Below are 21,015 nucleotides of genomic sequence, written 5' to 3'. Positions count from 1 at the left end.
AGGAGGTAAGGAAAATGAGCAGAGTGTATAACTTTTCGGCAGGACCGGCTGTGCTGCCGGAGGAAGTGTTGAGAGAGGCGGCAGAGGAGATGCTGGATTACAGGGGAACCGGTATGTCCGTGATGGAGATGAGCCACCGATCCAAAGCGTTCGAGGAGATTATCACAACAGCAGAACAGGATCTCCGTGACCTGATGAATATTCCGGACAACTACAGAGTGCTTTTCCTTCAGGGCGGGGCGTCCCAGCAGTTTGCCATGATCCCCATGAACCTGATGAAGAACCGGGTCGCGGACTATATCGTGACAGGACAGTGGGCGAAAAAAGCCGCAAAAGAAGCGGAAAAGTACGGAAAGGTAAACCGGATCGCGTCTTCCGAGGATAAGACATTCTCCTACATTCCGGACTGTTCCGATCTTCCGGTGTCCGAGGACGCGGATTATGTATATATCTGCGAGAACAACACGATCTACGGGACGAAGTTTAAAGAGCTTCCGAACACAAAAGGAAAAACACTGGTAGCTGACGTGTCTTCCTGCTTCCTGTCCGAGCCGGTGGATGTGACAAAATACGGAATCATCTACGGCGGCGTTCAGAAAAATATCGGACCTGCAGGCGTGGTTATTGTGATTATCCGCGAGGATCTGATCACAGAGGATGTCCTTCCGGGAACGCCGACCATGCTTACATACAAGACGCATGCGGACGCAAAATCACTGTACAACACGCCGCCGGCATACGGCATCTATATCTGCGGCAAAGTGTTCCAGTGGATCAAGAAACAGGGCGGCCTGGAAGCGATGAAAGAAAGAAACGAGAAAAAGGCGAAAGTGCTCTACGACTATCTTGACCAGAGCAGGCTGTTCAAGGGTACTGTTGTGGCGAAAGACAGATCGCTTATGAACGTGCCGTTTGTCACAGGTGATGCGGACCTGGATGCGAAATTCGTCAAAGAGGCGAAGGCAGCAGGACTTGAGAACTTAAAGGGACACAGAACCGTGGGCGGAATGCGCGCGAGCATCTACAATGCAATGCCGTACGAGGGCGTTGTGGCGCTTGTTGATTTTATGAAAAAGTTTGAAGAGGAGAATCTGTAAAATGTATAAATATCATTGCCTCAATCCGATCTCACAGGTGGGACTGGATCAGCTGGACGAAAATTATGTGAAAACGGAAGACGCGGCAGAAGCGGATGCGATCCTTGTGCGCAGCGCCAAAATGCATGACATGGAATTCGGGAAGAACTTAAAAGCGATCGCGCGCGCGGGAGCGGGAGTAAACAATATCCCTCTGGACCGCTGCGCGGACGAGGGGATTGTCGTGTTCAACACGCCGGGCGCCAATGCCAACGGCGTAAAGGAACTCGCCATCGCCGGAATGCTTCTCGCGGCGAGAGATATCATCGGCGGCATCAACTGGGTGCAGGAGTATGAAGAGGACGGCGATATTGCCAAGATTACGGAGAAAAAGAAAAAGGCATTTGCCGGAACAGAGCTTCAGGGAAAGAAGCTGGGCGTGATCGGTCTTGGAGCCATCGGTGTGCTTGTGGCGAACGCGGCGGTTCATCTGGGAATGGATGTGTACGGATATGACCCGTATGTATCCGTTGATTCCGCATGGAGACTTTCCCGCAACATCCATCACGCGAAGACAGTGGATGAACTGTACAAAGAGTGCGATTACATCACGGTTCATGTTCCCGCTCTCGAGGACACAAAAGGGATGATCAACAAACACGCCATCAGTCTGATGAAGGACGGCGTTGTTATCTTAAACCTTGCAAGAGACGTGCTTGTCAACCAGGAGGACATCGTGGACGCCCTCGTATCCGGAAAAGTGCGCTGCTATGTGACGGATTTCCCGACAAAGGAGATCGTCGGCGTGAAAGGCGCCATCGTGATTCCGCACCTCGGAGCATCCACAGAGGAGTCCGAGGACAACTGCGCGCAGATGGCTGCCGCAGAGTTAAGGGATTTCCTTGAGAATGGAAACATTACCCATTCTGTCAATTATCCGGACTGCAACATGGGTGAAAAGGGCGAGGGAGAGAGAATTACCATTCTCCACAGAAATATCCCGAACATGCTCGGACAGTTTACAGGGCTTCTGGCCGATAAGAATATGAATATTGCTCTGATGACAAACAAGAGCAGGAAAGAGTATGCGTACACGATGATCGACGTGGACACGGATGTGTCCGCAGAGCTTGAGGAGCGGCTCTCCTCCATCGACGGCGTATTAAAAGTGCGTGTGATCCGGTAATACCGGAATATTATTGAGTGCAGATTTCTTGCTGCCGCATCTGTGATTTTCAAATCGCGGATGCGGCAGCATTTTTTTGACTTTTTGCCTGTTTGTGCCAGCGACGGCGGGTGAAAGTCCGGGGAAGGATGTTCGAAAATAGATACATTTTCAGGATTGACAAAATTTGTATAAATGTATACAATTATACAAAAATACAAAATCCGTGCCGGAGAGCTGTGATCCTCAGACTGGACGGCGGGAGAGCACAAGGAGGAAACACGAAGTTGGAAGAAAGAAAAGTATATTTAAACAGACACACAAATCTCCTGGAACTGGAAGAGCATATGTATCAGCTCGCAGATGTGGAAACCCCCAATGTGTTCCGCAATCTGTTCCGGTACGATGAGATACCGAAGATCGCATTCAACGACAGGATTGTCCCCCACCATATGCCGGATGAGATCTGGATCACGGACACGACGTTCCGCGACGGGCAGCAGTCACGGGCTCCGTACACGACGGATCAGATCGTGACGATCTATGATTATCTGCACCGTCTCGGAGGCCCCAACGGAAAGATCCGGCAGAGTGAGTTCTTCCTGTACAGCAAAAAGGACAGGGACGCAGTGTACCGCTGCCTTGAGAAAGGATATGAGTTTCCGGAAGTGACGAGCTGGATCCGGGCGAGCAAAAAGGATTTTGAACTGGTAAAAGAGATCGGCTTAAAGGAGACGGGAATCCTCGTAAGCTGCTCCGATTATCATATTTTCTATAAACTGAAAATGACCCGCAGACAGGCGCTGGATCACTACCTTTCTGTTGTCAGAGAGTGTATGGAGACGGGAGTCCGTCCGAGATGCCATCTTGAAGATATCACCCGGTCCGATATTTACGGGTTTGTTATCCCTTTCTGCCTGGAGCTGATGAAGCTGATGGAAGAGTACGGAATCCCGGTGAAAATCCGCGTCTGCGATACGATGGGGTACGGTGTGAACTTCCCGGGAGCTGTGATCCCAAGATCCATACCGGGTATTATCTACGGCCTGATGACGCATGCCGGTGTTCCCAGCGAGCTGATCGAGTTCCACGGACACAATGACTTCTACAAAGCGGTCAACAATTCTACGACAGCCTGGCTGTACGGGGCGTGCGGCGTAAACTGCTCTCTGTTCGGAATCGGTGAGCGCACCGGAAACACCCCGCTTGAGGCGATGGTCTTCGAGTACGCGCAGCTGCGCGGCACGCTGGACGGGATGGACACAACCGTGATCACGGAGCTGGCAGAGTATTACGAGAAAGAGATCGGCTATCACATTCCGTCAAGGACGCCTTTTGTGGGAAAGAATTTTAATGTGACGAGAGCGGGAATCCACGCGGACGGAATGCTGAAAAACGAGGAGATCTACAATATCTTTGATACGGAAAAGTTTTTAAACCGTCCGGCCCTTGTATCTGTCTCAAACACGTCCGGCGCTGCGGGGATCGCATACTGGATTAACGCATACTACAAACTGTCCGGAGAGAGACAGGTCGATAAAAACTCGGAACTGGTGAAGAGGATCAAAGAGTGGGTTGACAAAGAATACGAAGACGGGCGCGTTACGGTCTTGACAGATGAGGAATTAGTTGACAAAATAGACAGTGTGTGTAAAGAACTGCATATGACATTGTAACCGGGAGGTCTCCAATATGGAAGAATATCAGGATCATTCCCTCGGAGGACGTGTCTTTCAGAAAATCCGTGAGGACATACTGAACGGAAAATACAGAGAAAACGACGAACTTCGGGAGAATACCATCGGAAAAGAACTGGGTGTGAGCCGCACACCGGTGAGGGAGGCGCTTCGCCAGCTTGAGCTGGAAGGACTCGTCACCATTATTCCGAACCGGGGTGCGTATGTGACAGGGATCTCGAACAAAGATATCTGGGATATTTACGTGATCCGGTCCATGCTCGAAGGACTCTGCGCCGGATGGGCGACAGAGCATATCACCCAGGAGCAGCTGGATGAACTGGAAGAGACGCTCCTTCTCTCTGAATTTCAGATGAACAGAGAGAGCGGGTTTAACGCGGAGCAGGTGGCGGCGCTTGATTCCAGGTTTCACGCCATCCTCTACGAGGCGTCAGGAAGCCGCATTTTAAGCAGAGTTCTCACAGACTTCCACAACTATGTGCAGATGGCGAGAAGATCGTCCATTGTCTCGGAGGAGCGGGCGAGAAAATCGATCCGCGAGCACAGGCAGATCTTAAGAGCCGTGAAAGAGCGGGACGCCGATATGGCGGAGCAGCTTGCCAACGAGCATATTCTGCACGTGATGGAAAATCTGAAGAAGCAGGGATTTCAGAGAACTCCGGAGTAAACATGCCGGAGGACAGGTTCGGGAAATAACATCGGACCGGAGAAAAAGGAAAAAGGAAGAACCTGAAAGATCCGGAAGAGAAAAGGAAGAACCTGAAAGATCAGAAATCAGGAAAGAAAAAGAAGAATCAGGAAGCAGAAAAAAGACAGTGAAAGCAGGAGGTACAGCAAAGATGGAAAAAATCAGGATGACGACACCGATTGTGGAGATGGACGGAGACGAGATGACAAGAATCCTCTGGAAGATGATCAAGGACGATCTTCTCCTTCCTTATATTGATTTAAAGACAGAGTATTATGACCTCGGTCTCGAGCACAGAAACGAGACAAACGATCAGGTTACCGTGGACTCTGCCATGGCGACAAAGAAATACAAAGTCGCTGTGAAATGCGCTACAATCACACCGAATGCAGCCCGTATGGAAGAGTATGACTTAAAAGAGATGTGGAAGAGCCCCAACGGAACGATCCGTGCCATCCTTGACGGAACCGTATTCCGCGCGCCGATCGTGGTGAAAGGGATCGAGCCCTGCGTGAAAAACTGGAAAAAGCCCATCACAATCGCAAGACATGCCTACGGCGATGTGTACAGAGGCGTTGAGATGAAGATCCCGGCAGCAGGAAAGGTAGAGCTTGTGTACACGGCTGAGGACGGAAGCCAGACAAAAGAGCTTGTACATACATTCGACGGCCCGGGAATCGTTCAGGGAACACACAACTTAAGCAAATCCATCGAAAGCTTTGCGAGAAGCTGCTTTACCTATGCGCTTGACACAAAGCAGGATCTCTGGTTCGCCACAAAGGATACGATCTCCAAAAAGTATGACCACACATTCAAGGATATCTTCCAGGAGATCTTTGACGCAGAGTATGCGGAGAAATTCAAAGAGGCAGGAATCGAGTACTTCTATACGCTGATCGACGACGCAGTTGCCCGTGTGATGAAATCCGAGGGCGGTTACATCTGGGCATGCAAGAACTACGACGGCGACGTGATGAGCGATATGGTATCCTCCGCGTTCGGCTCCCTTGCCATGATGACATCTGTTCTCGTTTCCCCGGAGGGATATTACGAGTACGAGGCGGCACACGGAACCGTGCAGCGTCACTACTACAAGCACTTAAAGGGCGAGGAGACATCCACAAACTCTGTGGCAACGATCTTCGCGTGGACAGGCGCTCTCAGAAAGAGAGGAGAGCTGGACGGAAATAAGGAACTGATGGAGTTCGCTGACAGACTGGAGAAGGCGACCATTGATACGATTGAGGCGGGAGAGATGACAAAGGATCTTGCCCTGATTACGACGATTGAGAACCCGACAGTGTTAAACAGCGAAGAGTTTATCAAGGCGATCGCGAAAAGACTGTAAGTGCGGATCTGGCGGGAGGTGTGAATGAATACTTCCGCCGAAAGGGGAAATGCTGGTTTCACCCACACTCTCGTTCGGGACGCAGCACAGCGGTACATAGGTGCGCAAAGGACGCGCACCAAGTGCCGGTGCTGCTTTACGGGGTTCAACCAGCATCCCCCTTTCGGCTGGACGCATCTACTTACCCCGCGAGAATCTGCATGAAAGCAGAAAAGTTGGGAGAAGATGCTTTTCAGACTGTGAAAGGCAGAGGGTTTCATTAAAAAATAAAGCCATATTCGAAAACATGTAGTAATAGAATCTACTTGTTTCTCGGGTATGGCTTTTTTATGTTTGTTAAACCCAGAAGATGAAAAGTATAATACCAGAGGAACAGTGTTTTATATATTCGGTATTGCTACTGGTATATCAACTGTTATTGTTTTTGTTAAAAGCAGGAAACGGGTATCATAAAAAAGCCGGGCGTTTTGTCCCGGCACTTCTTCTGAAATGGTGTATTTTCACATATCCAAAGTTAACAGTCGTAAAAAATCTCGATTAAGGTTCTTGTCTTTTCTATGGTTTTTTAATGAGATTTTCGAGGTGAACGGATGCGACCAGCCGGGGAGAGGGGGGTGTTTGAACCCCGTAGAGCAGCGCCGGCACTTGGCGCGCGTTCTTTGCGCGCCTATGTACCGCTGCGCTGCGTTCCGAGTGAAAGCGCGGGTGAAAACAACCCCCTCTCCCCGGCGGATACGTATTTGTTTCCTCCTCGACAAATCCCCCTCACACTTTCATAACCGCCTGTTTATATTCATTCTGAAATGCGGTCTTATATTTGTCTGTCACAACGGAGGTGTACAGGTTGGAGGCAAGGATATCGTTTGTCAGCATTTTACGCCCGGTTGCGGGAAGATCCCCGCTCTCGGAGAGCCGGATCAGAAGAGGAAGAGAGCTTGTCTTTGCAATCTGCGCCAGAATTTTCTGCCGGTCCTTTCTGACTCCCAAAAGCCTTGCGTAGTAGTGATATCCGTTCGCCATATATTCTTCCATGTCGTCCTTCTTCGTGCCGAGCATGATGTGAAGAAGCGCCCGGTCGATGCGCGTCCGGGTCGTCTCCCGGGTCTTCAAAAGCTCGCTGAACTGCCGGTAATTGAAAAAGTCGTTGAGTTTTGCGCAGATACGATTCGCCAGATCCTCCGACACATCCGCGTACCGGGTGAGGCTTTCCGGCGTCTTGTTCAGAAGCTTGTACTTCAAAATCAGGGAGAAATCATTCTGGTAAACAGGATACTGTACCCGGTGATAGTCTTTTAGCAGAGCGAGACAGCTGTCCGGCACCTGTCCCTCAAGTTCGCTTAAAAATCCCCCGAAAGAGTTATCCTCAAACGTGCCGCCTCTCTGTTCCGTCTGAAAGGCTGCGCCTGAGTATGCGAGCAGAGAGCGGATAGCGGAGGCAGAGCTGAACTGCCCCTGCACGAGAGAAGTATCGTGGTACCCGGCTCCCTTTCTTCGGATTGTGTACGGACGAACCGGGCTGTTCAGCTCTTTTAAAGCCTTCAGATACTCAATGCCGAGGATGTTGTTTGGTTCCTTCATAATGTCGGCATATTTTGCGGATCCGGTATATTCTCCCAGTGCCCGGCATCTTGCCAAAGGATAGGAGATCCCCTGTTTTAAAAAGCCCCGCAGCAGCGCGCGGTATTCTTCCGGCTCTTCTTTCAGAATGCGGGCGATCTCCGCCATGGCCGGGAGATCATTGCATTCGCTTCCAAAGCAGATGGAGTCTACAATGCCCAGCGCATGGAGAAGGGATACCGCGCCCAGCGCAAAGTATTCCGCGCTTCCGGTGGCATAGCAGACCGGCAGTTCAAAGACTGCGGCAGCTCCGCATTTTAAAGCCATCTCGGTACGCAGGCGCTTCGGCATGACGGCGGGAACCCCGCGCTGGACATAGTCGCCGCTCATGACGACGATGGCCGCGTCGGCCCCGGTGATGCGTTTCGCCTCCTGAATGTGATAGAGGTGTCCATTGTGGAACGGGTTATATTCAGCTATGAGTCCGGTAATTTTCATGGAAAATCTCCTTGTATATCATTTTCTCACATATTATACTATAAAAAGATGTTAATAAAACACTAAAAAATGTTAAGTTCAGATATAATAGCCGCGTCTGACGGCAATCTATGAAGAGGGTGATGGCATGGAACACAAAGACAGGATGAACACAGAACAGATCATTTATCTGCTCGAAGCACACGACTTTAAACAGCTGAAGGAAGAACTGGAATCCATGCATCCTGTCGACATTGTGGATGCCTTTGAGGAGCTGGACAAAAAGCAGCGCACGCTCGTATTCCGTCTGCTTGCAAAGGAAGAAGCCGCGGAAGTGTTTACGGATATGAACAGCGACATGCGAGAGGATCTGATCAATGCCCTGACAGACTCTGAGCTGGAAGAAGTCATGGACGAAATGTATGTGGACGATACCGTGGATGTCCTTGAGGAGATGCCGGCCAATGTTGTGGACAGGCTTCTGATGGTAACGGACGAGGAAACAAGGCAGAAGATCAACGCGCTTCTTCAGTATCCCGAGGACAGCGCGGGCAGCATTATGAATGTGGAATACATCAGTCTGCGCAAAGAGATGACCGTGGCTGAAGCGATTCTCAAAATCCGGCAGGTTGGAATCAACAGGGAGACAATCTACACATGCTATGTGACGGAGAAAAAGAAACTCATCGGCATGGTGGATGTAAAAGACCTGCTGACGGCCGGAGAGTCGAGGATGATTGAAGAGATCATGGACGACAATGTTCTCTATGCGCGTACACTGGACGATCAGGAGTATGTGGCAAAGATGATTAATAAATACGGCCTCATTGCCATTCCCATTATCGACCATGAAGACTGTCTTGTCGGAATTGTCACAGTAGACGATGCCATGCTTGTCCTGCAGGATGAGACGACGGAAGATATCAGTATCATGGCAGGTGTCAGCCCCAATGAGGATTCCTACTTTGAGACGTCGGTGCTTCGGCAGGTGAGAAACCGTACACCGTGGCTGATGCTCATGATGCTCTCGGCGACCATAAGCGGGGAGATCCTCGGCTACTATGAGAATGCCATGGCCGTGATGCCGGTCCTGATCACCTTTATCCCGATGCTCATGGGAACAGGCGGAAACTGCGGATCCCAGAGCTCGACGCTTATGATCCGCGGACTTGCTGTGGGAGAGATTGAGTTTTCGGATGTTTTCCGCGTCATTTTCAAAGAGATAAGAGTGGCGCTTATCGTCGGTTTCCTTCTGGCGGTTGTCAACGGAATCCGGATCTGCCTGATGTACGACTGGAATGTGATGCTGGCGGCCGCGCTTGGCATTACGATGATCGCTGTCGTTCTCATGGCAAAATGCATCGGGTGCATCCTTCCGCTGCTGGCGAAAAAGATCGGGCTCGACCCTGCCATTATGGCGGCGCCGCTGATCACGACGATACTCGACACATGTACGATTCTTGTGTATTTTAACATTGTCACTGTATTTTTCAATCTGTGAGATTGTTAAATTTGTCACAAATGAGCGGCCGGAATATGCCGGATTTTGGGGGATTGTACTTAAAAATGCACATAAAATGCAAAGCAATCCCTTGTATACAAAAAAACTTTGCATTATAATAAACCTATGTGATTAGAAATAAGAAAGGATGGCTTATTTGACATGGGATTTATTGATGAAATCAAGGCAAGGGCAAAGGCTGACAGAAAGACAATTGTTCTTCCCGAGACAGAGGACGAAAGAACTTACAAAGCTGCGGAAGCAGTTTTAAAAGAGGGAATCGCGGATCTTATCCTTGTCGGAAGTGAGGAAGAGGTTGCGAAGAACAAAGGTACATATGACATCTCCGGCGCAGTGATCGTCGACCCTGCGAAAAACGAGAAGACAGAGAGCTACATCGCGAAACTCGTGGAGCTCAGACAGAAGAAAGGCATGACAGAGGAACAGGCGAGAGAACTGCTTCTGAACAATTACCTGTATTACGGTGTTATGATGGTGAAGATGGGAGACGCAGACGGTATGGTATCCGGCGCATGCCACTCTACAGCGGACACGCTTCGTCCGTGCCTTCAGATCCTGAAGACGAAACCGGGAACCAAACTTGTATCCGCTTTCTTCCTGATGGTAGTTCCGGACTGCGATATGGGGGCAAACGGAACATTTATCTTCGGTGATGCGGGACTGGAGCAGAATCCGGATCCGGAGAAACTGGCGAATATCGCTATCTCCTCTGCAGACTCCTTCCGTATACTGACAGGAAAGGAGCCGATCGTGGCCATGCTGTCCCACTCCACAAAAGGAAGCGCAAAGCATGCGGATGTGGACAAGGTCGTAGAGGCGACAAAGATCGCGCACGAGCTTGCTCCGGAACTGAAACTGGACGGAGAGCTTCAGCTTGACGCGGCAATCGTTCCTGAAGTAGGAGCTTCCAAGGCTCCGGGCAGCGAAGTTGCGGGACATGCTAACGTACTCATCTTCCCGGATCTGGATGCGGGAAATATCGGATACAAACTCGTTCAGAGACTCGGAAAAGCCGAGGCGTACGGACCGCTCACACAGGGAATCGCGGCTCCGGTCAATGACCTGTCCAGAGGATGCAGCGCAGAAGATATTGTAGGTGTTGTCGCAATTACTGCGGTTCAGGCACAGGCAATGTAGAAAATCCAGGGCGGGTGAGAGAGGTTTTCCCCGCGCGGGTATTATTGAAGTAATCGGGAGGAAAGAAAATGAATGTATTAGTAATCAACTGCGGAAGTTCTTCACTGAAGTTTCAGCTGATCAATGCAGAGTCCGAAGAAGTGCTTGCAAAGGGAATCTGTGAGAGAATCGGAATCGACGGACGTCTGACATATCAGCCGGAGGGCGGCGAGAAGGAGAAATCCGATAAGCCGATGCCGACACACACAGAGGCGATCCAGTTTGTTATCGAGGCGCTGACAAACCCGGAGACAGGTGTTGTGAAGAGCCTGGATGAGATCGGCGCTGTCGGACACCGCGTTGTACACGGCGGCGAGAAGTTCTCCTCATCTGTGATCATCAACGACGAGGTGAAAAAAGCCATCGAAGAGTGCAACGAGCTTGCTCCGCTTCACAATCCGGCCAACTTAATCGGCGTGGACGCGTGCGAGAAGCTGATGCCGGGAACACCGATGGTGGCAGTGTTCGATACAGCGTTCCATCAGACAATGCCGGAGAAGGCATATATGTACGGACTTCCGTATGAGTATTATGAGAAATATAAAGTGAGACGCTACGGATTCCACGGCACAAGCCACAGCTACGTGTCAAAGAAAGCGGCTGAAGTGATGGGAAGACCTTATGAGGATCTGAAGACGATTGTCTGCCATCTCGGAAACGGATCCAGCGTATCTGCGATTCTGAATGGAAAATCAGTAGATACATCCATGGGACTTACTCCTCTCGAAGGACTTGTGATGGGAACACGTTCCGGAGATATTGACCCGGCGATCATGGAATTTATCGCAGAAAAAGAAGGACTTGACATCGCGGGCGTGATGAATGTTCTCAACAAAAAATCCGGTGTGTTCGGAATTTCCGGCGGACTCTCCAGTGACTTCCGTGATCTGACGGATGCGATGAACGAGGGAGATCCGAAGGCAAAGGTTGCGATGGATGTGTTCTCCTATAGAGTTGCAAAATATATCGGTTCCTACGCCGCAGCCATGAACGGTGTGGATGATATTGTGTTCACAGCGGGAATCGGCGAGAACGACGACTATGTGAGAGAGCAGGTGTGCGGCTATCTCGGCTATCTCGGCGTAGACTTCGACAAGGAAGTAAATGACGGCCTGAGAGGAACTCTGAAAGAGATCACAAAACCGGGATCAAAGGTAAGAGTGTTTGTCATTCCGACCAACGAGGAGCTGGCAATCGCAAGAGAGACACTGGCGCTTGTAAAATAGCCGGCGGCGGTTCTGCAAAAAGGCAGAATGTGTCTTTTGACGAAATACGGGATTCGGACAGGACAGGGAAACCCCGGAGACGGGGCGGACCTGTCCGTCTTTTATAACTTGTCATTTTTGTGGTTGACAAACGTAATTTACATGATATAATAGTCTAGGTATGAATAGGAGTAAGTAACTATGTTAATTAACCTATCAGACGCTTTGTCAGACCAGCACAAGACGGTTGAAGAGACTGTGCCGTTTACGATGGAGGAGATCCGGACAAAGTCCGGGGCATATCCGGTCATTGAGAGCGAGCCGGTCCGTGTCAGGGTAGAACACGTCAGGGGAAAGGAACTGCTCATCCGGGCAGAGACGTCCCTCACGGTGATGATCCCCTGTGACAGATGCCTGGAGGACGTGAGAGAGAAATTCGATCTGGACGTTGTCAGGCACGTGGACGCAGGTCTCTCCGACGCAGAACTGACTGAGGAGCTGGATGAATCAAACTTTATCGACGGATATCATCTTGACGTGGACAGGATGCTGTATGGCGAGATCCTTTCGGCATGGCCTGAAAAGGTACTCTGCAGAGAAGACTGCAAAGGCCTGTGCAGAGTCTGCGGCAGAAACCTGAACACAGGGTCCTGTGACTGTGAAGATCCGGGACTTGATCCAAGAATGTCAGTTGTCCGTGACTTATTTAAGAATTTTAAGGAGGTGTAACCTGTGTCAATCTGTCCAAAGAATAAATCTTCAAAGGCAAGAAGAGATAAGAGAAGAGCAAACTGGAAGATGAGCGCTCCGAATCTTGTGAAATGCAGCAAGTGCGGCGCACTTATGATGCCTCACCGTGTATGCAAAGCCTGCGGCGCATACAACAAGCGTGAGATCGTTTCAGTTGACTAATTGAGACCATTAAAGGAGGCGTAAAAACTTTGTGTTTTACGTCTTTTTTTATTGATTTTTATATTGTTTTCCAGTAGAATGTTTTCAGTAGTGTTAGGAGGAAGATAAATGTCTGATATGACGAGAGTCGCCCTTGATGCGATGGGAGGGGACAACGCTCCCCGCGAGATTGTAAAGGGCGCGGTAGAGGCGGTACAGCAGAGAAAAGACATTCAGATTCTGCTGACAGGACAGGAGGAAGTGTTAAAGAAGGAACTGAGTCAGTACACGTACCCTGAGGAGCAGATCAGAATCGTGGGCGCGACGGAAGTGATCGAGACAGCGGAGCCGCCGGTGAAGGCGATACGCGCGAAGAAAGATTCGTCCATTGTCGTTGCTATGAAGATGGTGAAAAACGGTGAGGCTGATGCCTTTGTATCCGCGGGAAGCACAGGAGCTGTTCTCGTGGGAGGCCAGGTGCTTGTCGGAAGGATCAAAGGAGTGGAGAGACCGCCCCTTGCGCCGCTTCTGCCTACGCTTAAAGGCGTGTCGCTTCTGATCGACTGCGGAGCCAATGTGGACGCCCGTCCCTCTCATCTCGTCCAGTTTGCGAAGATGGGATCCATCTATATGGAGAGCGTCATCGGAAAGAAGAATCCAACAGTCGGAATCGTCAATATCGGAGCGGAGGAAGAGAAGGGAAACGCCCTTGTGAAAGAGACGTTCCCGCTTCTGAAGGCATGTCCGGATATCAATTTTGTCGGAAGTGTGGAAGCCCGGGAGATTCCCTACGGAAATGTGGATGTGATCGTGTGCGAAGCATTTGTGGGGAATGTGATCCTCAAACTCTACGAAGGTGTCGGCGGCGCCCTGATGAAAAAAGTGAAACAGGGAATGATGTCAGACCTCAGAAGCAAGGTCGGCGCCCTTCTTGTAAAACCGGCACTCAAAGCGACACTGAAGGACTTTGACGCCAGCGAACACGGCGGCGCTCCGCTGCTCGGACTCAATGGCCTCGTAGTCAAGACACACGGAAGTTCGACTTCCAGAGAAGTGTGCAATTCCATTATCCAGTGCGTCACATTCAAAGAGCAGAAGATCAATGAGAAGATAAAGGCAGCTATACAGAAGACGCATGAAGAAAGCAAAGAAAGTGAGTAAAGTAAGGAGGATTTGATTATGGAATTCGAAAAACTTCAGGACATTATTGCGGATGTTCTCAATGTGCAGAAAGAGGAGATCCAGCCGGAGACGACATTCGTCGACGATCTCGGAGCTGATTCGCTTGACATTTTCCAGATCATTATGGGAATCGAGGAGGAATTTGATATCGAGATTGACAACGAGGAAGCTGAGAAAATTGTTACGGTTCAGGATGCCGTAGAGCAGATTCAGAACAAAAAAGCAGTGGAATAGATCAGAAACAAAGGAAAAAGCCCCTGTGGGCTTTTTCCTTTTACAGGGGAAAATATGGAAAAACAAAAAGGAAAGACGGATATGACAGAGAAACTTAAGGAACTGGAGGCGCGTATCGGCTATACGTTCAGAGATTTTTCCCTGCTTGAACGCGCCATGATGCACAGTTCATACACGAACGAAAAAAATCTGCCCAAATACGAGTGCAACGAGAGGCTGGAATTTCTCGGAGACGCGGTGCTGGAGCTGATCTCCAGCGAGTTCCTTTTCAGGGAGTCCCCGCATATGCCGGAGGGTGAGCTGACAAAGACGAGGGCAAGTATGGTCTGTGAGCCGTCGCTGGCCATGTGCGCAAGGGACATCGGCCTGGGGAATTACCTCCTGCTCGGAAAAGGCGAGGAGGCGACAGGCGGCAGGCTGCGGGATTCCGTCACGTCAGATGCGCTGGAAGCGCTGATCGGGGCGGTTTACCTGGATGGTGGTTTTACTAGTGCAAAAGAGTTTATCCATCGGTTTGTTCTGACGGATCTGGAGGACAAGAAGCTCTTTTATGATAGTAAAACGATCCTTCAGGAGATGGTGCAGGCTCAGAAGAGCGGGGAGATCTCCTACGGGCTGATACGCGAGGAAGGACCGGATCACAGCAAGTCCTTCTTTGTGGAAGTGAGAATCGGCGGAAAGTCTTTCGGAGAGGGCAGAGGGCGCTCCAAGAAAGCAGCGGAGCAGCAGGCGGCATATGAAGCCATACTGAAACTTCGGAAACAAAGGTAAAGCAGGTGTTATATGTACTTAAAAAATATCGAGGTGCAGGGCTTTAAGTCCTTTGCGAACAAGATCAGGTTTGACTTTCACAACGGGATCACCGGAATTGTAGGGCCGAACGGAAGCGGAAAGAGTAATGTGGCGGACGCTGTCAGATGGGTGCTCGGAGAGCAGCGCGTGAAGCAGTTAAGAGGCGGCACCATGCAGGACGTCATTTTCTCGGGCACAGAGAACCGGCGCCCATTAAGCTACGCCTCGGTGGCCATCACCCTCGACAATTCGGACCATCAGCTCCCTGTGGATTACGGCGAGGTGACGGTGACGAGAAAACTGTACCGGTCCGGGGAGAGCGAGTACCTGATCAACGGAACCGCGTGCCGGTTAAAGGACATCAACGAGATGTTCTACGACACCGGAATCGGAAAAGAAGGGTATTCCATCATCGGACAGGGACAGATCGACCGGATCTTAAGCGGCAAACCGGAAGAGAGAAGAGAACTCTTTGATGAAGCCGCGGGAATTGTAAAATACAAGAGAAGAAAAAACCTTTCGATTAAGAAGCTCGAGGAGGAGCGGCTGAATTTAACCCGTGTCAACGATATTTTAAAGGAGCTTGAAAAGCAGCTCGGACCGCTCGAGAGACAGTCCGAGACGGCAAGGGAGTATCTGAAGAAAAAGGAAGAGTTAAAAACATTTGACATCAATATGTTCCTTCTCGAGGAGGAGAGACTCCGGGAGAGAATCCGGGAGGTGGAGGGAAAGTATGAACTGACCTCCGCTGAAATGCAGGAGTCAAACGAAAAATACGATGCCATGAAGGCCGAGTACGAGAAGATCGAGGGCGAAGTCGAGGAGATCGATCTCGCCATTGAGACGGCGAAAAACCAGCTCAACGAGACGAACCTTTTAAAACAGCAGCTGGAAGGCCAGATCAACGTGCTCAAAGAGCAGATCAACACGGCCAGGATGAACGACGAGCACTATGACAACCGCTCCAATGTGATCCGGGCGGAGATCGAGACCCGGGAAGATCAGAAACGGTCTCTTGAGCGGGAGCGGGAAGAAGTCAGGGAAAAGTTAAAAGAGGCTTCCGGCCAGGATGCGCAGGCGCGAAATGAGCTCATTGAAGTCCAGAGCAGGATCGCGGAACATACTGCGGGAATCGAGAGCGCAAAGCAGGAGCTTATGAGCCTTCTCGGAAACCGGGCTTCTACAACCGCAAAGATCCAGCACTACGACACGACAAGAGAGCAGATCGCCGCGAGAAAGGCGGTTCTCTCGAGAAATATACTGGAAGTATCGGCCGAGGCGAAGAAGCAGGAGGAACATCTTGCAGAGTATGAAGGTGAGCTTGAAAATGTGCGGGAGACGATCCGGAATTTCAACGCGCAGATCGAGGAGAACGAACAGAAAATTTCCGCCCTCCAGAAAGAGTTAAACGACCGGCAGGAGAAACTGCGGATCGGACAGACCGCGTACCACAGAGAATCCTCCAGGCTGGAATCTCTGAAAAATATTACAGAGCGGTATGACGGATACGGCAACAGCATCCGCCGCGTGATGGCCAACAAAGAGAGAGAGAAGGGCCTCATCGGCGTTGTGGCGGATATCATCAAGGTGGATAAGGAGTACGAGATCGCCATTGAGACCGCTCTCGGCGGAAGCATCCAGAATATCGTCACAGACAACGAGGAGACGGCCAAGAGGATGATCGCCTTCCTGAAGAAGAACAAATTCGGAAGGGCAACCTTCCTTCCACTTACGAGCATGCGGTCCGGAGGCGGCATCCGGAATCCGGAGGCGCTCAGAGAACCCGGAGTCATCGGCCTTGCAAACACGCTTGTCCATGTGGAAAAGCGGTTTGAGGGCCTTGCGGACCAGCTTCTGGGGCGGACGATCGTCGTGCGCACAATCGACGACGGAATCGCCATCGCGAGAAAGTACGCCCAGTCGCTCCGGCTTGTGACACTGGAGGGAGAGCTGATTAACCCCGGCGGTTCCATGACCGGAGGCGCCTTTAAAAACTCAAGCAATCTTCTCAGCAGGCGCAGGGAGATTGAGGAATTTGAAAAGACCGTGTCCATGTTAAAGGCGGACATGGATGCGATGGAGCAGAGCGTATCAGAGACAAAGAGCGCCCGGGCTGCCTGTTACGCGGCGATCGACGGGATCCAGCAGGATCTGCGGAAGGCCTCCGTCCAGGAGAATACGGTCCGCATGAATGTGGAGCAGACACAGATCCGGATGAAAGAGGCGAAAGAGCGCTGCGGAGGATATGTAAACGAACAGGCAGAGCTTGACAGACAGTTGCGAGAGATCGCGGACAACGAGGAGTCCATCCAGATGGAACTGGAGACTTCCGAGCAGCTGGAAAAGGAGATCAATGAAAGGACAGAGACGCTTCAGCGCGCTTTGGAGGAGGCAAGGGAGGAAGAAAGTGCTCAGATGAAGCGTTCAGAGAACGTTCACCTGGCCCTTGCAAGCCTGGAGCAGCAGGACGCGTTCATCTCCGAAAATCTGGGGCGAATCACCGACGAGATCGAAAAGTTCGAGGCCGAGCAGAAAGAACTGGATGTGAATAAGGACAGCGCGTCCCAGGAGATACTTGAGAAAGAAGAGAAGATCCGCGAACTGCGCGGAACAATCGAGGATTCAAAAGAGCTGTACGACGAGATCGGAAAAGAGATCGCACAGCAGACGGCCAGAAGGGATGAGCTGAATCAGAAAAACAGAGACTTCCTCGGAATGCGGGAGGAACTCTCAAAGCATATCTCCGCCCTGGACAAAGAGTGCTTCCGCCTGAACAGCCAGAAAGAATCCTACGAAGAAGCCTCGGAAAAGCAGATCAATTACATGTGGGAGGAGTACGAGCTCACCTACAACCGGGCCCTGGAGCTCAGAGATCACAACCTGACGGACCTCTCGGTGATGAAGCGGCGGATCCAGGAACTGAAAAACGAGATCCGTAAACTGGGCACGGTAAACGTAAACGCCATCGAGGACTACAAAAGCGTGTCCGAGCGGTACGAATTTCTCAAAAACCAGCACGACGATCTGGTGGAGGCGGAGGCTTCGCTTGTCCAGATTATCGACGAGCTGGACGCTGCCATGCGAAAGCAGTTCTCTGAACAGTTTGCCAGAATTGCAAAGGAATTCAACGTCGTGTTCCGGGAACTTTTCGGCGGCGGAAAGGGTACCCTTGAGCTGATGGAGGATGAGGACATCCTTGAGGCGGGCATCCGGATTATCGCGCAGCCCCCGGGCAAGAAGCTTCAGAACATGATGCAGCTCTCAGGAGGAGAGAAGGCGCTGACCGCTATTTCCCTTCTGTTTGCGATTCAGAACTTAAAGCCGTCGCCCTTCTGTCTTCTGGATGAGATCGAGGCGGCGCTTGACGATAACAATGTGGGGCGGTTTGCAAACTATCTCCACAAGCTGACAAAGAATACCCAGTTTATCGTCATCACCCACAGAAGAGGGACGATGGCGTCCGCGGACCGGCTGTATGGAATCACCATGCAGGAGAAGGGCGTTTCCACCCTTGTGTCTGTGGATCTTCTGGAGAGCGAACTGGACAAATAGTCACGGAAATACAGGGAGCGATCCGAAAGAAGCAGGAAGACCGGCAGAAACAGAGAAAGCAGCAGAAGCAGGGAAAACTGCAGAAACAGAGAAAGTAAAGAAAGCAGCGGAAGCGCGGAATCAGAAAACGGGAGAGAGAAAGGCGGGAGCGAACATGGAAGAAAAGAAAGGCTTTTTTAAACGTCTCGTCTCCGGACTTACGAAGACGAGAGACAATATCGTGTCCGGAATGGACAGTATTTTCCACGGGTTTTCGAAGATCGACGACGATTTTTACGACGAGCTGGAAGAGACGCTCATCATGGGGGATCTCGGCGTGCGCGCCACAATGGAGATCCTGGATGACTTAAAGGAAAAGGTAAGAGAGCAGCATATCAAAGAACCGATGGAATGCCGGCAGCTTTTAATCGACAGCATCCGGGAGCAGATGGACGTCGGGGAGACGGCTTATGAGTTTGAGAACCGGACTTCGGTCGTCTTTGTGATCGGAGTCAACGGAGTGGGAAAGACGACCACCATAGGAAAACTTGCCGGAAAGCTTAAAAGCGAGGGAAAACGGGTTGTGATCGCGGCGGCGGACACGTTCCGCGCGGCAGCCGGAGAACAGTTAAAAGAGTGGGCCAACCGGGCATCGGTGGATATGATCGGCGGCCAGGAGGGGGCGGATCCTGCCTCTGTTGTGTTTGACGCGGTGGCCGCGGCGAAGGCGAGAAAGGCGGATGTGCTTCTCTGCGATACGGCGGGAAGACTCCACAACAAGAAAAACCTGATGGAAGAGTTAAAGAAGATCAACCGTGTTATCGACCGTGAATATCCGGAAGCGTTCCGGGAGACGCTTGTCGTTCTTGACGCAACAACCGGACAGAACGCTCTGGCTCAGGCAAGGGAGTTTAACGAGGCGGCGGACGTTACGGGCGTGATCTTAACGAAGATGGACGGCACCGCAAAAGGCGGAATCGCGGTGGCGATCCAGGCGGAACTGGGGATTCCCGTGAAATATATCGGTGTGGGAGAGTCCATTGACGACCTGCAGAAATTTGATTCAGACGAGTTTGTGAAGGCGCTGTTCTACCGGGAGAGCGAAGAGGCGGATCAGGATACTCCCGGCGGGGACGGCGAGTAAACATGAGCAGCGCCGGACGGCCGGAGCGCAGATGTGCAGGCCGGGCGCACAGAGGAAGGAAGGCGAAAGGCATGATGACATTAGAAAAGTTTGAGGAAGCAAGCGAACTGGTAAAGAAAGTAACCAACCCCACAAAACTGATCCACAGCGAATATTTGAGTGAGATGACAGGGGGAAAGGTGTACTTAAAGCCGGAGAACATGCAGCACACCGGAGCGTACAAGATCCGCGGCGCGTATTATAAGATCAGCACCCTGACCGACGAGGAGAGGGAGAGAGGACTGATCACGGCCTCCGCCGGAAACCATGCTCAGGGCGTGGCGTTTGCGGCGAAGAAATTCGGCTGCAAGGCAGTGATTGTGATGCCGACTGTTACGCCGCTGATTAAAGTCAACCGGACGAAGAGCTACGGAGCGGAAGTGATTCTGTACGGGGATGTGTACGACGATGCATGCGAGTATGCGGGCAGACTGGCTGAGGAGAAGGGATACACCTTCGTTCACCCGTTCAACGATACGGATGTGGCGACCGGGCAGGGAACGATTGCGATGGAGATCGTACAGGAACTTCCGACGGTGGACTACATTCTTGTTCCGGTGGGCGGAGGCGGTCTGCTCTCGGGTGTGGCGACCCTTGCGAAAATGTTAAATCCGAAGATCAAAGTGGTCGGTGTGGAGCCGGCGGAGGCGGCCAGTATGACGGCGGCCCTCTCGGCAGGCGAAGTGGTGGAGCTTGAGAGCGCCAACACGATTGCCGACGGCACGGCGGTGAAGGCGGTAGGAGATAAGATTCTGCCCTATGTGCAGGAAAATGTGGACCAGATGCTTCTCGTGGAGGACGACGAGCTGATCGGCGCCTTCCTTGACATGGTGGAGAACCACAAGATGATCGTGGAAAATTCCGGCCTTCTCTCTGTGGCTGCCTTAAAGCAGCTCGACTTAAAGGGAAAGAAAGTTGTCTGCGTGCTAAGCGGAGGAAACATGGACGTGATTACCATGTCGTCGATCGTCCAGCACGGCCTGATTCAGAGAGACCGTATCTTCTCCGTATCCGTGCTCCTTCCGGACAAACCGGGCGAGCTTGTGCAGGTGGCGAAGACGATTGCGGATGAGCAGGGCAACGTCATCAAACTGGAGCATAACCAGTTCGTAAGCACAAACCGCAACGCGGCCGTGGAGCTGAGAATTACGATGGAGGCCTTTGGTACAGAGCACAAGAACCGGATTCTTGACGCGCTGGAGAAAAACGGCTTCCGTCCGAAAATGATCAGCGCGAAACTGTACTAATCTGCCGGACGCCGGAAATCAGTTCAGAAAGGAGATTGAAGCAG

17 protein-coding genes are annotated in these 21,015 nt (G+C 51.4%); 16 read left to right on the top strand and 1 reads right to left on the bottom strand.

From position 1 onward, the window contains the following. The first annotated feature begins 14 nt into the window (after positions 1 to 14). The 5 genes from serC (at position 15) to LKD70_RS09950 (ending at position 5,974) form a co-directional block, all read left to right on the top strand. The gene (gene serC, locus LKD70_RS09970; RefSeq protein ID WP_227707883.1) at positions 15 to 1,097 is read left to right on the top strand and encodes a 3-phosphoserine/phosphohydroxythreonine transaminase; all 1,083 of its coding nucleotides are present in this window, start codon (positions 15 to 17) and stop codon (positions 1,095 to 1,097) included. A 1-nt stretch (position 1,098) separates the two neighbouring features. Then, the gene (locus tag LKD70_RS09965; RefSeq protein WP_227707882.1) at positions 1,099 to 2,262 is read left to right on the top strand and encodes a phosphoglycerate dehydrogenase; all 1,164 of its coding nucleotides are present in this window, start codon (positions 1,099 to 1,101) and stop codon (positions 2,260 to 2,262) included. A gap of 326 nt (positions 2,263 to 2,588) precedes the next feature. After that, on the top strand, positions 2,589 to 3,917 hold the full coding sequence (locus LKD70_RS09960; protein WP_407690949.1) for a 2-isopropylmalate synthase: 1,329 nt from the start codon (positions 2,589 to 2,591) through the stop codon (positions 3,915 to 3,917). A gap of 16 nt (positions 3,918 to 3,933) precedes the next feature. Continuing rightward, positions 3,934 to 4,605: a GntR family transcriptional regulator gene (locus LKD70_RS09955; RefSeq protein ID WP_227707880.1), complete on the top strand. Its 672-nt coding sequence runs from the start codon at positions 3,934 to 3,936 to the stop codon at positions 4,603 to 4,605. Positions 4,606 to 4,777: 172 nt separating this feature from the next. Continuing rightward, a complete protein-coding gene (locus LKD70_RS09950; RefSeq protein WP_227707879.1) occupies positions 4,778 to 5,974 on the top strand; it encodes an NADP-dependent isocitrate dehydrogenase in 1,197 nt (398 codons plus the stop codon). 765 nt (positions 5,975 to 6,739) lie between these two features. Here LKD70_RS09950 and LKD70_RS09945 read toward each other — a convergent pair. Further along, a complete protein-coding gene (locus tag LKD70_RS09945) occupies positions 6,740 to 8,029 on the bottom strand; it encodes a nucleotidyltransferase (RefSeq protein ID WP_227707878.1) in 1,290 nt (429 codons plus the stop codon). Positions 8,030 to 8,156: 127 nt separating this feature from the next. Between LKD70_RS09945 and mgtE the strand changes: the two genes are divergently transcribed. The 11 genes from mgtE (at position 8,157) to ilvA (ending at position 20,971) form a co-directional block, all read left to right on the top strand. Continuing rightward, the gene (gene mgtE / locus LKD70_RS09940; RefSeq protein ID WP_407690948.1) at positions 8,157 to 9,509 is read left to right on the top strand and encodes a magnesium transporter; all 1,353 of its coding nucleotides are present in this window, start codon (positions 8,157 to 8,159) and stop codon (positions 9,507 to 9,509) included. Between the two features lie 162 nt (positions 9,510 to 9,671). Next, a complete protein-coding gene (pta, locus tag LKD70_RS09935; RefSeq protein WP_227707877.1) occupies positions 9,672 to 10,667 on the top strand; it encodes a phosphate acetyltransferase in 996 nt (331 codons plus the stop codon). A gap of 68 nt (positions 10,668 to 10,735) precedes the next feature. Then, positions 10,736 to 11,932, top strand: a complete 1,197-nt coding sequence (locus tag LKD70_RS09930) for an acetate kinase (protein WP_227707876.1) — start codon at positions 10,736 to 10,738, stop codon at positions 11,930 to 11,932. A gap of 180 nt (positions 11,933 to 12,112) precedes the next feature. After that, positions 12,113 to 12,640: a YceD family protein gene (locus LKD70_RS09925; protein WP_227707875.1), complete on the top strand. Its 528-nt coding sequence runs from the start codon at positions 12,113 to 12,115 to the stop codon at positions 12,638 to 12,640. 3 nt (positions 12,641 to 12,643) lie between these two features. After that, on the top strand, positions 12,644 to 12,823 hold the full coding sequence (gene rpmF, locus LKD70_RS09920; protein ID WP_227707874.1) for a 50S ribosomal protein L32: 180 nt from the start codon (positions 12,644 to 12,646) through the stop codon (positions 12,821 to 12,823). A gap of 108 nt (positions 12,824 to 12,931) precedes the next feature. Then, positions 12,932 to 13,963, top strand: a complete 1,032-nt coding sequence (plsX, locus tag LKD70_RS09915) for a phosphate acyltransferase PlsX (RefSeq protein WP_227707873.1) — start codon at positions 12,932 to 12,934, stop codon at positions 13,961 to 13,963. An 18-nt stretch (positions 13,964 to 13,981) separates the two neighbouring features. Next, positions 13,982 to 14,218, top strand: a complete 237-nt coding sequence (gene acpP, locus LKD70_RS09910) for an acyl carrier protein (protein ID WP_227707872.1) — start codon at positions 13,982 to 13,984, stop codon at positions 14,216 to 14,218. Positions 14,219 to 14,272: 54 nt separating this feature from the next. Continuing rightward, entirely contained in the window at positions 14,273 to 14,989 is a 717-nt protein-coding gene (gene rnc / locus LKD70_RS09905) for a ribonuclease III (protein WP_407690947.1), read from the top strand. 12 nt (positions 14,990 to 15,001) lie between these two features. Further along, the gene (smc, locus tag LKD70_RS09900; RefSeq protein WP_227707871.1) at positions 15,002 to 18,562 is read left to right on the top strand and encodes a chromosome segregation protein SMC; all 3,561 of its coding nucleotides are present in this window, start codon (positions 15,002 to 15,004) and stop codon (positions 18,560 to 18,562) included. 154 nt (positions 18,563 to 18,716) lie between these two features. Further along, positions 18,717 to 19,685 (top strand): signal recognition particle-docking protein FtsY, encoded by a 969-nt coding sequence (gene ftsY / locus LKD70_RS09895; RefSeq protein WP_227707870.1) that lies wholly within the window; start codon positions 18,717 to 18,719, stop codon positions 19,683 to 19,685. 71 nt (positions 19,686 to 19,756) lie between these two features. Beyond that, positions 19,757 to 20,971 (top strand): threonine ammonia-lyase, encoded by a 1,215-nt coding sequence (ilvA, locus tag LKD70_RS09890; RefSeq protein ID WP_227707869.1) that lies wholly within the window; start codon positions 19,757 to 19,759, stop codon positions 20,969 to 20,971. The last annotated feature ends 44 nt before the right edge of the window (positions 20,972 to 21,015 follow it).

This window comes from Ruminococcus turbiniformis, from assembly GCF_020687545.1.
GTDB classification, from domain to species: domain Bacteria; phylum Bacillota; class Clostridia; order Lachnospirales; family Lachnospiraceae; genus Mediterraneibacter; species Mediterraneibacter turbiniformis.
This window is presented reverse-complemented; position numbering and strand designations above follow the sequence as displayed.

Excerpts from the sequence above, each read along its gene's own strand:
- serC (WP_227707883.1), top strand. The coding sequence starts at position 15 with ATGAGCAGAGTGTATAACTTTTCGGCAGGACCGGCTGTGCTGCCGGAG.
- LKD70_RS09965 (WP_227707882.1), top strand. The coding sequence starts at position 1,099 with ATGTATAAATATCATTGCCTCAATCCGATCTCACAGGTGGGACTGGAT.
- LKD70_RS09960 (WP_407690949.1), top strand. The coding sequence starts at position 2,589 with ATGTATCAGCTCGCAGATGTGGAAACCCCCAATGTGTTCCGCAATCTG.
- LKD70_RS09955 (WP_227707880.1), top strand. The coding sequence starts at position 3,934 with ATGGAAGAATATCAGGATCATTCCCTCGGAGGACGTGTCTTTCAGAAA.
- LKD70_RS09950 (WP_227707879.1), top strand. The coding sequence starts at position 4,778 with ATGGAAAAAATCAGGATGACGACACCGATTGTGGAGATGGACGGAGAC.
- LKD70_RS09945 (WP_227707878.1), bottom strand. The coding sequence starts at position 8,029 with ATGAAAATTACCGGACTCATAGCTGAATATAACCCGTTCCACAATGGA.
- mgtE (WP_407690948.1), top strand. The coding sequence starts at position 8,157 with ATGGAACACAAAGACAGGATGAACACAGAACAGATCATTTATCTGCTC.
- pta (WP_227707877.1), top strand. The coding sequence starts at position 9,672 with ATGGGATTTATTGATGAAATCAAGGCAAGGGCAAAGGCTGACAGAAAG.
- LKD70_RS09930 (WP_227707876.1), top strand. The coding sequence starts at position 10,736 with ATGAATGTATTAGTAATCAACTGCGGAAGTTCTTCACTGAAGTTTCAG.
- LKD70_RS09925 (WP_227707875.1), top strand. The coding sequence starts at position 12,113 with ATGTTAATTAACCTATCAGACGCTTTGTCAGACCAGCACAAGACGGTT.
- plsX (WP_227707873.1), top strand. The coding sequence starts at position 12,932 with ATGTCTGATATGACGAGAGTCGCCCTTGATGCGATGGGAGGGGACAAC.
- acpP (WP_227707872.1), top strand. The coding sequence starts at position 13,982 with ATGGAATTCGAAAAACTTCAGGACATTATTGCGGATGTTCTCAATGTG.
- rnc (WP_407690947.1), top strand. The coding sequence starts at position 14,273 with ATGGAAAAACAAAAAGGAAAGACGGATATGACAGAGAAACTTAAGGAA.
- smc (WP_227707871.1), top strand. The coding sequence starts at position 15,002 with ATGTACTTAAAAAATATCGAGGTGCAGGGCTTTAAGTCCTTTGCGAAC.
- ftsY (WP_227707870.1), top strand. The coding sequence starts at position 18,717 with ATGGAAGAAAAGAAAGGCTTTTTTAAACGTCTCGTCTCCGGACTTACG.
- ilvA (WP_227707869.1), top strand. The coding sequence starts at position 19,757 with ATGATGACATTAGAAAAGTTTGAGGAAGCAAGCGAACTGGTAAAGAAA.